Consider the following 13,411-nt stretch of genomic DNA (forward strand, 5'->3'; position numbering starts at 1 on the left):
CGCTTCGGCCGAATTCAAGGGAGGCCTCGATTGCCTCGGCGTCTCCGCGGCAGGGGGCCAACGTCAGTGAGCCGTGCAGCGAGGGTGAAGCCGCCGGTCGCGTCGGCGGAGGACGGCCTGTCGCCGAAGTGGAGCCTCGCGCTCGCGGGACTGTCGGCGGCACAGCGCAAGGACATCCGCAGCCGGATGCGGACCATGACCCTGCCGCCACGCTCCATCCTGTCCCGGCAGGGCGCGCCCAGCGATACGATGGTGGTCCTCGAGGACGGCCGTGTCAGGCTGCTGCAGGCGCAGCCCAGCGGCGAGCAATTTACCTTTGGCGTGTTCGTCGGCGGCACGATCCTCGGCCTCGCCGCGCTGGTGCTCGACCAGCCGCGTATCCTCACCGCCGAGACCATCGACCAGGTCGTGGTCTCGGTGATGCCGCGGCGGGATTTTGTCGTCTGCACCCGGAGCGTGCCCGGTTTCCTCGACAACATCACGCGGCTGCTGGCGCTGCTCTCGGTCGAGAGCATCGAGCGCACCGGCCCGCAGGCTCTGGATGACGCCTGGGTGCGTCTCGGCAGCATCCTGACCTCGCTCGCCCGCAACGACAGCCGCAATTCATGCCCGACGATCACGGGGCTGACCCAGGAAGACCTGGCCAGCATGGTCGGCGTCAGCCGTTCCTGGATCGGCGCTGCCCTTGCCGAGTTCGAGCGGATGTCGCTGATCTCCAAGCGCCGCAGCAGGATCACGATCGAGCAGCCCGTGCGTCTGGCCGAATTCATCGCATCAGCGCGCCGCCGCCTTCCGGACGATATCGACTGCGCCAAGCCACGCCATTTCAAGAATGAGGACCGGGAATGACCGTCTATGTGATCGCACTGGTGAAGTTCACGCAGGAAGAATACTACCGCCGCTACCAGTCCCGCTTTGCCGGCGTGTTCAAGGCTTTCAACGGCCGCCTGCTGGCGGCCGATGAGAGGCCGAAGGTTCTCGACGGCGAGTGGACGCGCGACAAGGTCGTGATCATGGAATTTCCCGATGAGGCGGAGGCGACCCGCTTCCTCGACTCGCCGGCCTATCAGGAAATATCCAGGGATCGCATCGCGGGCGCGACCGTGCTGTCACTGCTGGTGAAGGGGCTGCCATCGCCGCCATGAGCAGGCACGGATGGCCACGCCGGGACCGTCGGTGGCGCTGCTGAGACTCAGGCAACGTCGGTAGAAAGCGAGACGTTCTTCCACGCGTCGAATTCGGCCTGCAGCAGCTTCATCTTGTCCTCGACCAGCCGCACGGCATCGCTGCCGAGCAGCAGATGCGCCGGCGGATCGGCCGATAGTGCGAGTTTCAACATGGCCTGCGCGGCCTTGTTGGGGTCGCCGACCTGCCGGCCACTCATTTCCATGCGGCGCTTGCGGATCGGGTCGATGAGAGCGTCATAGTCTGCGATCGACCGCTCCGCCCGTACCATCGATCGTCCGGCCCAATCGGTGCGGAAGCTGCCGGGTTCGACCGCGGTGACCTTGATGCCGAGGTCCCTGACCTCCTTGCCGAGGGTTTCGGATATACCTTCCAGCGCGAACTTGCTGCCGTGGTAGTAACCGAGACCGGGCATCGTGATGATCCCGCCCATCGACGTGATGTTGAGGATGTGCCCGGCGCGCCGCTTGCGCATGAAGGGCAGCACCGCCTGGATCATCGCCACCGCGCCGAAAACGTTGACCTCGAATTGGCGCCGCAGGTCGTCGATCGAGGATTCCTCCAGAATGCCCTCGTGGCCGTAGCCGGCATTGTTCACCAGAATGTCGATTGCGCCGATCCTGTGCTCGACGTCGGCGATGGCGGGCGCGATGGCCCCGCTGTTGGTGACGTCGAGGATCACCGCGTGCACGCCTGCGCCGAGCGCTTCGAACGCCTGCTTGTCGTTGGCGTTGCGCACGGTGCCGGCGACGGTATGGCCGTCGCTCAATGCAGCCTCGGCCAACGCGCGGCCGAAGCCGGACGAAACGCCCGTGATGAGGAAAGTCTTTGCCATGGGAGATGTCCTTCAGATCGAGATTGCGGGCTCGATATAGGCGACTTGATTAGTGCAATAGTCGGCATAGAGTGGCATGACCTGATGCAGATAATCGAACAATGCAGCATGCTGGCCTTTTCGAGCTGAACGCCGTCGTCGCGATTTCGACCCATCGCAGCTTTCGCGCGGCCGCGACCGAACTCGGCATTTCACCGTCGGCGTTGAGCCATGCGATCGCCGCCCTGGAGAAGCGGCTTGGCGTGCGTCTCATCAATCGGACGACGCGCAGCGTCGCGCTGTCGGAGGCGGGAGAGCGCTTCCTCGCCAGGGTCAGTCCCGCGTTGCGCGAAATCGCCGGCGCGATGGAGGATGTCAACGAGTTCCGGGATACGCCCGCGGGAACGCTGCGCATCAATTTGAAGGAGCGCGCCGCGCACCAGATCCTCCGTCCGGTCGTTGCAAGGTTTCTGCGGCGCTATCCAGACATGAACGTTGAGCTGTCCCTGGAGGGGCGTCCCATCGATATCGTCGCGGAAGGTTTCGATGCCGGCATCCGGCTGGCCGAAGCCGTACCGCAGGACATGGTTGCGATCCCTTGCGGTCCGGACACGCGCTTCATCGTCGTTGGCGCGCCCGAATATTTCGCGCGCACTTCTGTGCCGCGTTCTCCGCTCGATCTCCTCGCCCATGAATGCATTCGCAGGCGGATGCCGAGCGGAAAGCTCTATCGCTGGGAGTTCGAAAAGCGCGGCGGCGAGCAGATGGTGGTGGATGTCCGGGGCAGGCTGACCCTCGACGGTGACATTCTGATGGTCGAAGCCGCTCTCGAATGCCTGGGACTGGCGTTCGTCAGCGATTTTTGGGTGAGGGGGCATCTTGCCGCCGGCACTCTGCGCGCAGTGCTGGACGACTGGACGCCGCCATTTCCCGGCTTGCGTCTCTACTATCCGCGGCACCGGCACATGACGGCCGGCCTGCGTGCTTTCGTCGACATGATACGGGAGGAGACGAAGTCGGCCGCCAGGGGTGGGGAGGCCCACGCACCTCCGGCCAAGCGATCGGGCGATCGTCGCAAGCGCGCTTGAGCTGTCAAAATTGGGGTCCGGCGAAACGGCCAGCTACAGATGCGGCACCACTTCGATGCTTGCCTTGAGAAGCGCTGAAGCCGGCGAGCCGTTCATCAGCTCGTAGGAAAATCGCGTCTCGAAATAGTCGCCGCCGAGAAAGCCCTTGTTCGGGCTGTAGGCGGTGCTGCTCTCGTTGTCAGCCCAATATTTTCCGCGCTTGGGACTGACGAGAATCTTCTGCGGGCGCATCGGCCCCAGCGAGCCATAATTGATCCGGCACACGTGATCTTGCAGCACGATGATCTTGACGGCGACCGTACAGTCCGGGCAGAGGCTGATCCTTGGGACGCGGAAATTCGGGTGTGCCTCCCGGCGGCAGGTCGTGGTCCCAGGTGATTTCGCCGTCCTCGACCTTGAGATCGCAGACCAGTGGCAGCAGGTACCCGCAGGTCATCGCGTCAACGAATGGCGGGCAGCGCTTGATGGTGTCCTCGTCGTGCAGGTTGATCGAGGAGAAGGTCGTTGCCGGCATGGTCTTGAGCCAGTCGGGAACACCTTGCGCTGCCGGGACCGGTCGCGGGATCAATCCTTCGAGCTGTTCCGGACAGCGAAATTTGAGCGTCAGCTTGTTGTTGTTCGTCATTGGGCGCTCCACTGCGCCCGATCGACCTACATGATGATGTCGTGAATTCTCGCTCACGATCGATTGATGGCGACCTCAGCCATGCGTCAGACAAACGCCAATCCGTTGCCGCCCTCATCGAAAGCAGGGGCAGACACAATCTGAAGCACACGGGAAACGCCGGGCGCTAGCTCACGAGATACTTCGCCACCGCCGGCTCGTTCCATTCGATGCCGAGCCCGGGACCGCGGGCGGTGACTGCGCCGTCCGTGACCTCGGCAGGCCTTGCGAGGATCGCGCTCGCGAAGTCGAGGAACTCGAGCCAGTGCGCAGTCGGCGTCACCGCGAGCAGATGCGCGCTGATCTCCGCGAACAAATGGCTCGACATCGGGATCGACGCTGCATCGGCCTGTCCCGCGACCTGCATCCAGCCGGTGACGCCGCCGACCTTCATCACGTCGGGCATGATGAAGTCGGATGCGCCGGCTGCGATCGCCTCGGCGAAGCCGCGCGGAAACCACCAGTTCTCGCCGGCCTGGATCGGCGTCGGCGAGGTCTCGCGGACCCTGGCGTGGCCGGACAGGCTTTCCTGCGGCACCGGCTCCTCGATCCAGTGCAAATCGTAGGGCGCAAGCCGGGCGATGCGGCGAGTGGCTTCCGTGGGATCGAGCGACTGGTTGAAATCGATCATCAGCGCGATGTCGGGGCCGAGCGCGGCGCGCACGCCCTTCACGACGCGCTCGTCGTTGGCGGCATCGCCGTCGCCACCCTTGATCTTGATGCCCTTGAATCCCTGGTCGAGCGAGCGGCGCAGCGCGCGCTCGTCGGCAACGGGATCGACCGCACCGTAGCTGTCATAGGCCTTGATCGGCTTTGCCGAGCCGCCGAGCAGCTCGACCAGCGGCCGGCCGGCGAGTTGGCCGAGCACATCCCAATAGGCCATGTCGAGGCCCGACACGGCCATCCCGACCAGACCTTGGGCGCCGAGTAGCCTGAACCTGGCGTCCATCGCCTTCATCAGATCGAACGGGGCGACTGGCCTGCCGATCAGCTCGCGTCCGATCTCCTCGATCAGATAACAGAGAGGGTGAAGTGTGAGCTTGCTGTAGGCGAAGATGTAGGTGCGGCCGGTAACGCCTTGATCGGTCTCGACATCGATCAGCACCAGCGGACCGGAATCGATCAGGCCAAACGCGGTCTTCACAGGACGCTTGAGCGGCACCACGACGCTTCGTGCCTTCACTCCGCGAATCGCGGCAACGGTCTGGCTCATCGGTGTTTCCTTCAGGTGGCTTCCACTTCTTGTTATTGGACACCGTACCATCGCAGCAGCCGCGGCGCGGTCCAATCGGTCGCGACCTGCTCGATCAGGTAGCGGCCCGGATATTCGGCGAGGAAGGCGATGCGCTGAGTCTGGCCCGGTTCGACCGCGAGCGTGTCGAGCCAGAACGGCTTCCAGCCATCGTCGAGCCGGTCGAGCAGACGGAAATGATGGCCGTGCAGATGAAAGACGTTTGCGATCGCGCTTTGGTTGGTCAGGGTCAACACGACGGTTCGGCCGGTCTTGGCCTGAAAGGCCGGAGCGGTTGACGGCTTGAAGTCCGCTGGGCGGAACCACTCGGTCGGCGCGCCGAGCGCCAGATCGAATCGGGCAGCGCCCTTGAGGTCGAACTGCGCGGGCATGTCGTTGCCCGGCAGCGGTGGGGCCGGCGGGAACGGCGCCGTTCGGATCGGCGGTTCGTTCGAGACGGCGAGCTTGCCGACCGGACGGGCTTGCTTGCCGTCGTGCAGCAGGATCGGGAAGCTGGTTCCGGCCGGACCGATCGCATCGACAAAGACATCCGTGCGGCTGCCGGGCGCCAGCACCAGCGCGCCGTTGCGGGCCTGGAACGGCTCGGCCGGCTGGCCGTCGATTGCCATCACCCGGACGTCGAGGTTCTCGAGCTTCACCGCCAGCACGCTGCGTTGGCTGCCATTGATAAAGCGGAGTCTGAGGCGGGCATTGGCCGGGGCCGAGATATCGTATGAGGTCTTGCCGTTAATTGTATGAATTTGCGTGGAATCTTTCGGATCTCCTCCAGGCGGGATTGCGGTTCCATCGGGCTGCAGGCGCCACTCCTCGATCAGCAGGACCTCGTCCCGATCGACCGCCACGGGCGAGGCGCCGGTTACGATCAGCGGACGCGGGCGCGCCGGCGCCGTGCCATCCCCGAACAGCGGCTCGCACAGGAAGGTGCCGGCATGCCGTAGCGGGAGCTGGAAGGTATCCTTTGCGCCGGTGGCAAGCGGCGCCCGGGAGGCCAGCGGCTCCGCGGCCGGGACGCCATCGAGCCCGCGGCAATCGAGCGCGGCAGCAACCGGCAACTCGTTGCCGAAGGTCACGTCGAGGACCTCGCCGCGCCTGAAGCGGAGATCGCCGCTACCGAGCGACCACACCGAGGTCTCTGGGATGCCTGGACGAAGCGAGATGCGGTCGGCTTTGGCCTGGAGCGCGACCGCGGTCCGGCCCTGCGCCGAGCTGGCGGCCGGCCAAGCGGGGCAAAGCGCCGCCGCGCCGAGGCCGGCGATCAGGTCGCGCCGGGTGAGGGAAAATTCGGGACTTGCTGCGGGGCTTGCCATCCGGCCGATGCGGACCATTTTCAGATGTACCTGTCCAGTCGCGATCGGTCGCAGGGCGGGCTCTCCAGCGGCCATTTTTTTGCTGCGAACCGGTGGGCGCATGTTATAAGCCCGGCCGCCCGCGGCATCGCGGCCGGACTGGATGCTTTTCGCGCGGGCGTGGCGGAACTGGTAGACGCGCTGGATTTAGGTTCCAGTGACGAAAGTTGTGGGGGTTCGAGTCCCTCCGCCCGCACCAAGCGCTTACAGCGTTTGCATGACGAATTCTTGGAGAACCTTGGGCCCCGCAGGGGACGAGGGTTCGCCGAACCCACAGACGTTAGGCCGCAAGGCTCACCGTCGAACAGATTGACACTGCCACGGCCGCTCGGGCCGCGGCAAAAGCGGAAGAAGATTGATACCATGCAGGTCACCGAGACCCTCAACGAGGGACTGAAGCACGAATTCAAGATCAGCGTTCCGGCATCCGATCTCGATGCCAAGGCGGGCGCCAAGCTGGTCGACCTCAAGGACAAGGTCCGTCTCAACGGCTTCCGTCCCGGCAAGGTGCCGGTGGCGCACCTGAAGAAGATCTACGGCCGCTCGGTCATGGCCGAGACCATCGACCAGACCATCAGCGACACCAACCGGCAGATTTTCGAAGATCGCGGCTTCCGCCTCGCCGGCGAGCCGAAGATCACGATGCCGACCGAGAAGGACCAGGTCGAGGAATTGCTGTCGGGCAAGACCGACCTGACCTACACCGTCGCGATCGAGGTCGTGCCGCAGATCCAGCTCGCCGATTTCAAGTCGTTCTCGGTCGAGAAGCCGGTGGTCGATGTCTCCGACGCCGACGTCGACGATGCCATCAAGCGCATCGCCGAGGGCAGCCGCCCGTACAGCGCCAAGACCGAGGGTGCGGCCGAGAAGGGTGACCGCGTCACCATCAGCTTCAAGGGCACCATCAACGGCGAAGCCTTCGAGGGCGGCACCGGCGAGGGCATCCAGGTCGTGATCGGCGCGGGCCAGTTCATTCCGGGCTTCGAGGAGCAGCTGATCGGCATCGGCACGGGCGAGACCCGCACGCTGAAGGTTGGCTTCCCGAAGAACTACCTGAACGACAAGCTCGCCGGTCAGCCGGCCGAGTTCGAGACCACCGCAACGCTGATCGAGGCGCCCGGTGAGGCCACGATCGACGACGAGTTCGCCAAGACGCTCGGCCTCGAGTCGCTCGACAAGCTGAAGGAAGCCGCCCGCGAGCGCCTGACTGCCGAGTTCGCCGGCGCGACCCGCCAGAAGGTCAAGCGTGCGCTGCTCGACCGGCTCGACGAAAGCCACAAATTCGAGGCGCCGCCGTCGCTTGTCGCCGAAGAGTTCAACCTGATGTGGAACTCGATCAAGGCCGAGATGGACTCGACCGGCAAGAGCTTCGCCGACGAGAACACCACCGAAGATGCGGCCAAGGAAGAGTACCAGAAGATCGCCGACCGCCGCGTCCGCCTCGGCCTCGTGCTGTCGGAGATCGGCGAGAAGAACAAGATCACCGTGACCGACGACGAGGTCTCGCGCGCCGTGATCGAGCGCGCGCGCCAGATGCCGGGCCGCGAGAAGGAAGTCTGGGATTACTACCGCAGCAACGCCCAGGCGCTGGCCCAGCTCCGCGCTCCGATCTACGAGGATAAGGTCGTCGACTTCGTCCTGGAGCTCGCCAACGTGACCGAGAAGAAGGTCTCCAAGGATGAGCTGTTCAAGGATGAAGACGCCGAGCAAACTGCCGCTTGATTGCGGCACCGCGCGTTAATGATGAACCGCGAAAGCAGGCCTGGCGAGGGTCCCCCTCGCTAGGCGAGCCGACGCGAATCGGCTTGAACTTCTGCGGCCTGCCCAGGTGGCTAGTACGGCCAGTCCCGGTCTTGTCGGCCGGAAATTGGCCCATATCTGGGTTAAGCCTTAACGTTCTGCATCACCCCTAACCCTTGGGTTCTTTCATGCGCGATCCCGTTGAAACCTACATGAACCTCGTGCCGATGGTCGTCGAGCAGACCAATCGCGGCGAACGCGCCTACGACATTTTCTCGCGCCTGCTGAAAGAGCGCATCATCTTCGTGACCGGTCCGGTCGAGGACGGCATGTCGACGTTGACCGTCGCGCAGCTGCTGTTCCTCGAGGCCGAGAATCCGAAGAAGGAAATCTCGATGTACATCAACTCGCCGGGTGGCGTGGTGACGTCGGGCCTTGCGATCTACGACACGATGCAATTCATCCGTCCGCCGGTGTCGACGCTGTGCACGGGGCAGGCGGCCTCGATGGGATCCCTGCTGCTGGCGGCCGGCGAGAAGGACATGCGCTTCACGCTGCCCAACTCCCGGATCATGGTGCATCAGCCGTCCGGCGGCTTCCAGGGCCAGGCGACCGACATCATGCTGCACGCGCAGGAGATCCTGAATCTCAAGAAGCGCCTCAACGAGATCTACGTGAAGCATACCGGCCAGACCTACAAGGCAATCGAGGACGCGCTCGAGCGCGACAAGTTCCTCACCGCCGAGGACGCCAAGGCGTTCGGTCTCGTCGACAAGGTTATCGACAAGCGTCCGGAAGACCCGTCGGCGGCCAAAGCTGCCTGATCCGGACAGGCGACCTGAGGCGTCGGTGTGATCTCCACATTGACGCCTCACATAGTCGGCAAAGCAGGACGGTGGAGTACCCCGCAAGCGCATATGCGGGGGCAGAAAGTTCCGCTTTCGTGCTCATGGCCGGCCGTGGTAATCCCGCAACGTTCCGTGGATTTCGACGCGTATTCCACGTACGATCGTGGAAAATCACGGTATTGTCACGGTCTTGAGCCTGCCCCCCGATTAGCGAATTCTTGATAGTCGGGTGCCAGCATGGTTGGCTGTAATGCATCGGCTATGATCGCGGAGATTCGAATAAACCGTGATCCACACGGTCAGTATTGCGTAGGGTCTTTTTTGGTACGGAATTTGCTCTATCTACCTAATACTCCGGTTTTGTGCCGGATTGGGTCGATCTGGCAAACGAGGTCGAACGGCGGACGGAGATAATGAATGAGTAAGGTCGGCACGAGCGACGCCAAGAACACGCTATATTGCTCGTTCTGCGGCAAGAGCCAGCATGAAGTTCGCAAGCTGATTGCCGGACCGACTGTCTTCATTTGTGACGAGTGTGTCGAACTCTGCATGGACATCATTCGCGAGGAGAACAAGTCCTCGCTGGTGAAGTCGCGCGACGGCATCCCGACACCGAAGGAAATCTGCAAGGTGCTGGACGACTATGTGATCGGTCAGAGCCATGCCAAGAAGGTGCTATCGGTCGCCGTCCACAATCACTACAAGCGGCTTAACCATCAGACCAAGCACAACGACGTCGAGCTGGCGAAGTCGAACATCCTGCTGATCGGTCCGACCGGTTCGGGCAAGACGCTGCTCGCGCAGACGCTGGCCCGCATCCTCGACGTTCCGTTTACCATGGCTGACGCGACGACGCTGACCGAGGCCGGCTATGTCGGCGAGGACGTCGAGAACATCATCCTGAAGCTGCTGCAGGCCGCCGACTACAACGTCGAGCGCGCGCAGCGTGGCATCGTCTATATCGACGAAATCGACAAGATCAGCCGCAAGTCGGACAATCCCTCGATTACCCGCGATGTGTCGGGCGAGGGCGTCCAGCAGGCGCTGCTGAAGATCATGGAAGGTACGGTGGCCTCGGTCCCGCCGCAGGGCGGCCGCAAGCATCCGCAGCAGGAGTTCCTGCAGGTGGATACCACCAATATCCTGTTCATCTGCGGCGGTGCGTTCTCGGGCCTCGAGAAGATCATCTCCGCGCGCGGCCGTTCGACTTCGATCGGTTTCGCGGCGCAGGTGCTGGCGCCGGAGGATCGCCGTACCGGCGAGATCTTCCGTCACGTCGAGCCGGAAGATCTGCTGAAGTACGGCCTGATCCCGGAATTCGTCGGCCGTCTGCCCGTCGTGGCGACGCTGGAAGACCTCGACGAGGCCTCGCTGAAGAAGATCCTGACCGATCCGAAGAACGCGCTGGTGAAACAGTACCAGCGGCTGTTCGAGATGGAGAACATCGAGCTCACCTTCGCCGACGAGGCGCTTGGCGCGGTTGCCCGCAAGGCGATCGAGCGCAAGACCGGTGCGCGCGGCCTGCGGTCGATCCTGGAGAGCATCCTGCTCGAGACCATGTTCGACCTCCCGGGCCTCGAAGGCGTCGAGGAAGTCGTGATCTCGCGCGAGGTCGTCGAAGGCACGGCGCGTCCGCTCTACATCTACGCGGATCGTTCCGATCGCGCCGTCGAGAGCAGCGCGAGCGCCTAAGGCGCAACTTTCTGTTGGCGCAATTGACGCGGCTGCCGGTGATCCGGCGGCCGTTGTGGCGCAGCAGCAGCGGCCAGTTTCGCGTCGCAGTAAATGCCTGTTTAGCCTATATTTCCCGGCACTTCTCAGACTTGACACCCCCCCGCCTGATAGCCACCTAATGCTATCGGTGAGGGATCTCATGTGTTGAGATTCGTCGCTTTACGATGCGGAATATGTGGCTGCTGACGGCAATCTAATTCCGGATCACCAAGGCACCTTGTGGCGGTTGCGCAAGCAGGCGGACTGCGTGCAAGGGGGCAAAACAAAAGGATAAGGCCATGACGACCTCAAAACCCCGGCCAACGATCGTCCACGGCGAAAGCCACTCCTATCCGGTGCTGCCGCTCCGCGACATCGTCGTCTTCCCGCACATGATCGTGCCTCTCTTCGTCGGTCGCGAGAAATCGATCCGCGCGCTCGAAGAGGTGATGAAGAACGACGCGCTGATCATGCTCGCGACGCAGAAGAACGCGTCCGATGATGATCCGGCTCCCGATTCAATTTACGAGACCGGTACGCTCGCGAGCGTGCTGCAGCTCCTGAAACTGCCCGACGGCACCGTGAAGGTGCTGGTCGAGGGCCTCGAGCGCGCGCGTGTCGAGAAATATTCCGACCGCAGCGAGTACTACGAGGCGACCGCGGTCGCGCTCGCCGACACTGACGCCAACTCGGTTGAAGCCGAGGCCTTGGCGCGTTCGGTCGTGTCCGACTTCGAAAGCTATGTGAAGCTGAACAAGAAGATCTCCGCCGAAGTCGTCGGCGTGGTTCAGGCGATCACTGATTTCGCCAAGCTCGGCGACACCGTTGCCTCGCATCTCGCGGTCAAGATTGCCGATCGACAAGCGATCCTGGAGACGTTGTCCGTCACCCAGCGCCTGGAGAAGGTGCTCGGCCTGATGGAGAGCGAGATCTCGGTGTTGCAGGTCGAGAAGCGCATCCGCTCGCGCGTCAAGCGCCAGATGGAGAAGACCCAGCGCGAGTATTACCTGAACGAGCAGATGAAGGCGATCCAGAAGGAGCTCGGTGACGACGAAGGTCGCGACGAGCTGGCCGATCTGGAGGAGAAGATCTCCAAGACCAAGCTCTCCAAGGAAGCGCGCGAGAAGGCCCAGCACGAGCTGAAGAAGCTGCGCCAGATGTCGCCGATGTCTGCAGAAGCGACCGTCGTGCGCAACTATCTGGATTGGCTGCTGTCGATTCCGTGGGGCAAGAAGTCCAAGGTCAAGAAGGACCTCGAGGCCGCGCAGGCGGTGCTGGACTCCGATCACTACGGGCTCGAGAAGGTCAAGGACCGTATCGTCGAGTATCTCGCGGTGCAGTCGCGCGCCAACAAGCTGACCGGACCGATCCTGTGCCTGGTCGGGCCTCCCGGCGTCGGCAAGACCTCGCTCGGCAAGTCGATCGCGAAGGCGACCGGCCGCGAGTTCGTGCGCGTGTCGCTCGGCGGCGTGCGTGACGAGGCCGAGATCCGCGGTCACCGCCGCACCTATATCGGCTCGATGCCCGGCAAGATCATCCAGTCGATGCGGAAGGCGAAGACCTCGAACCCGCTGTTCCTGCTCGACGAGATCGACAAGATGGGCGCCGATTTCCGTGGCGATCCGTCGTCGGCGCTGCTTGAGGTCCTGGACCCCGAGCAGAACTCGACCTTCAACGACCATTACCTGGAGGTTGATTACGACCTGTCCAACGTGATGTTCATCACGACCGCGAATACGCTGAATATTCCGGGACCGCTGATGGACCGCATGGAGATCATCCGGATCGCCGGCTACACCGAGAACGAGAAGGTCGAGATCGCGCGCAAGCATCTGATCCCGAGCGCGCTCTCCAAGCACGGTCTGGACTCCAAGGAATGGTCGATCGACGACGCGGCCTTGCTCTTGATGATCCGCCGCTACACCCGCGAAGCGGGCGTGCGTAACCTGGAGCGTGAGCTCTCCACACTGGCCCGCAAGGCGGTGAAGGAGCTGATGATCTCCAAGAAGAAGTCGGTGAAGGTCACCGAAGCGAACATCGAAGAGTTCCTCGGCGTTCCGAAGTATCGCTTCGGCGAGATCGACGACGAGGATCAGGTCGGTATCGTCACGGGTCTGGCCTGGACCGATGTCGGCGGCGAGCTGTTGACCATTGAAGGCGTCATGATGCCCGGCAAGGGCAAGATGACGGTCACGGGCAATCTGCGCGACGTGATGAAGGAGTCGATCTCGGCGGCGGCGTCCTATGTCCGCTCGCGCGCGATCGTCTACGGCATCGAGCCGCCGATGTTCGACCGCCGCGACATCCACGTTCACGTGCCGGAGGGCGCAACGCCGAAGGACGGTCCGTCCGCCGGCGTGGCGATGGCCACCGCGATCATCTCGGTCATGACCGGCATTCCGGTCCGCCACGATGTCGCGATGACCGGCGAGATCACGCTGCGTGGTCGCGTGCTGCCGATCGGCGGTCTGAAGGAGAAGCTGCTGGCTGCCGCGCGCGGTGGCATCAAGACGGTGCTGATCCCGGAGGACAACGCCAAGGATCTCACGGAGATTTCCGATGCGATCAAGGGCGGCATGGAGATCATTCCGGTCTCGCGGCTGGATGAGGTCGTCGCCAAGGCGCTGGTCCGCGTGCCCGCACCGATCGTCTGGGAAGAGGAGACCAGCAAGGTCGACGTCAAGCCCGACGCTTCGGACGAAGCTTCCGGCGGCCTGACGGCGCACTGAAGCGAGCTCCGATCGACATAAGAAGACGGCGC

11 protein-coding genes, 1 tRNA gene and 1 pseudogene are annotated in these 13,411 nt (G+C 63.4%); 8 read left to right on the forward strand and 5 right to left on the reverse strand.

What is annotated here, in order from left to right:
• Positions 1–66: 66 nt before the first annotated feature.
• Positions 67–849 carry a Crp/Fnr family transcriptional regulator gene (locus tag CO675_RS19505; RefSeq protein WP_158231273.1) on the forward strand — a complete coding sequence of 261 codons (783 nt, stop codon included), beginning with the start codon at positions 67–69 and terminating at the stop codon, positions 847–849.
• Positions 846–1,145, forward strand: coding sequence for a DUF1330 domain-containing protein (locus tag CO675_RS19510; protein WP_097673515.1), 300 nt, complete (start codon positions 846–848; stop codon positions 1,143–1,145). The genes CO675_RS19505 and CO675_RS19510 overlap by 4 nt, the downstream gene beginning before the upstream one ends.
• A gap of 47 nt (positions 1,146–1,192) precedes the next feature.
• Here CO675_RS19510 and CO675_RS19515 read toward each other — a convergent pair whose 3' ends face one another.
• The gene (locus tag CO675_RS19515) at positions 1,193–2,020 is read right to left on the reverse strand and encodes an oxidoreductase (RefSeq protein ID WP_097673516.1); all 828 of its coding nucleotides are present in this window, start codon (positions 2,018–2,020) and stop codon (positions 1,193–1,195) included.
• Between the two features lie 101 nt (positions 2,021–2,121).
• On the opposite strand from CO675_RS19515, the gene CO675_RS19520 reads away from it, so the two are divergent.
• Positions 2,122–3,087, forward strand: coding sequence for a LysR family transcriptional regulator (locus CO675_RS19520; protein WP_097673517.1), 966 nt, complete (start codon positions 2,122–2,124; stop codon positions 3,085–3,087).
• Between the two features lie 33 nt (positions 3,088–3,120).
• Here the strand turns inward: CO675_RS19520 and CO675_RS19525 are convergent, their stop codons facing one another.
• The 4 genes and pseudogenes from CO675_RS19525 to CO675_RS19540 form a co-directional block, all read right to left on the reverse strand.
• Positions 3,121–3,318, reverse strand: coding sequence for a hypothetical protein (locus tag CO675_RS19525; protein WP_143279043.1), 198 nt, complete (start codon positions 3,316–3,318; stop codon positions 3,121–3,123).
• 97 nt (positions 3,319–3,415) lie between these two features.
• Positions 3,416–3,712 (reverse strand): annotated as a pseudogene (locus CO675_RS19530) (hypothetical protein); the annotation flags it as partial.
• A 166-nt stretch (positions 3,713–3,878) separates the two neighbouring features.
• Positions 3,879–4,964, reverse strand: a complete 1,086-nt coding sequence (locus CO675_RS19535; protein WP_097673519.1) for an enolase C-terminal domain-like protein — start codon at positions 4,962–4,964, stop codon at positions 3,879–3,881.
• Positions 4,965–4,996: 32 nt separating this feature from the next.
• Positions 4,997–6,328: a multicopper oxidase family protein gene (locus CO675_RS19540; protein WP_097673520.1), complete on the reverse strand. Its 1,332-nt coding sequence runs from the start codon at positions 6,326–6,328 to the stop codon at positions 4,997–4,999.
• 135 nt (positions 6,329–6,463) lie between these two features.
• Between CO675_RS19540 and CO675_RS19545 the strand changes: the two genes are divergently transcribed.
• The 5 genes from CO675_RS19545 to lon all read left to right on the forward strand — a co-directional run bounded on the left by CO675_RS19545 (position 6,464) and on the right by lon (position 13,379).
• Positions 6,464–6,548, forward strand: a tRNA-Leu gene (locus CO675_RS19545).
• A gap of 164 nt (positions 6,549–6,712) precedes the next feature.
• The gene (gene tig, locus CO675_RS19550; protein ID WP_092114670.1) at positions 6,713–8,071 is read left to right on the forward strand and encodes a trigger factor; all 1,359 of its coding nucleotides are present in this window, start codon (positions 6,713–6,715) and stop codon (positions 8,069–8,071) included.
• Between the two features lie 206 nt (positions 8,072–8,277).
• A complete protein-coding gene (locus CO675_RS19555) occupies positions 8,278–8,913 on the forward strand; it encodes an ATP-dependent Clp protease proteolytic subunit (protein WP_097673521.1) in 636 nt (211 codons plus the stop codon).
• Between the two features lie 441 nt (positions 8,914–9,354).
• Positions 9,355–10,629, forward strand: a complete 1,275-nt coding sequence (clpX, locus tag CO675_RS19560) for an ATP-dependent Clp protease ATP-binding subunit ClpX (protein ID WP_024583449.1) — start codon at positions 9,355–9,357, stop codon at positions 10,627–10,629.
• Between the two features lie 320 nt (positions 10,630–10,949).
• Entirely contained in the window at positions 10,950–13,379 is a 2,430-nt protein-coding gene (lon, locus tag CO675_RS19565) for an endopeptidase La (protein ID WP_097673522.1), read from the forward strand.
• The last annotated feature ends 32 nt before the right edge of the window (positions 13,380–13,411 follow it).

Source organism: Bradyrhizobium sp. C9, from assembly GCF_002532045.1.
Lineage (GTDB): Bacteria > Pseudomonadota > Alphaproteobacteria > Rhizobiales > Xanthobacteraceae > Bradyrhizobium.

Excerpts from the sequence above, each read along its gene's own strand:
- CO675_RS19510 (WP_097673515.1), top strand. The coding sequence starts at position 846 with ATGACCGTCTATGTGATCGCACTGGTGAAGTTCACGCAGGAAGAATAC.
- CO675_RS19515 (WP_097673516.1), bottom strand. The coding sequence starts at position 2,020 with ATGGCAAAGACTTTCCTCATCACGGGCGTTTCGTCCGGCTTCGGCCGC.
- CO675_RS19520 (WP_097673517.1), top strand. The coding sequence starts at position 2,122 with ATGCAGCATGCTGGCCTTTTCGAGCTGAACGCCGTCGTCGCGATTTCG.
- CO675_RS19525 (WP_143279043.1), bottom strand. The coding sequence starts at position 3,318 with ATGCGCCCGCAGAAGATTCTCGTCAGTCCCAAGCGCGGAAAATATTGG.
- CO675_RS19535 (WP_097673519.1), bottom strand. The coding sequence starts at position 4,964 with ATGAGCCAGACCGTTGCCGCGATTCGCGGAGTGAAGGCACGAAGCGTC.
- CO675_RS19540 (WP_097673520.1), bottom strand. The coding sequence starts at position 6,328 with ATGGTCCGCATCGGCCGGATGGCAAGCCCCGCAGCAAGTCCCGAATTT.
- tig (WP_092114670.1), top strand. The coding sequence starts at position 6,713 with ATGCAGGTCACCGAGACCCTCAACGAGGGACTGAAGCACGAATTCAAG.
- CO675_RS19555 (WP_097673521.1), top strand. The coding sequence starts at position 8,278 with ATGCGCGATCCCGTTGAAACCTACATGAACCTCGTGCCGATGGTCGTC.
- clpX (WP_024583449.1), top strand. The coding sequence starts at position 9,355 with ATGAGTAAGGTCGGCACGAGCGACGCCAAGAACACGCTATATTGCTCG.
- lon (WP_097673522.1), top strand. The coding sequence starts at position 10,950 with ATGACGACCTCAAAACCCCGGCCAACGATCGTCCACGGCGAAAGCCAC.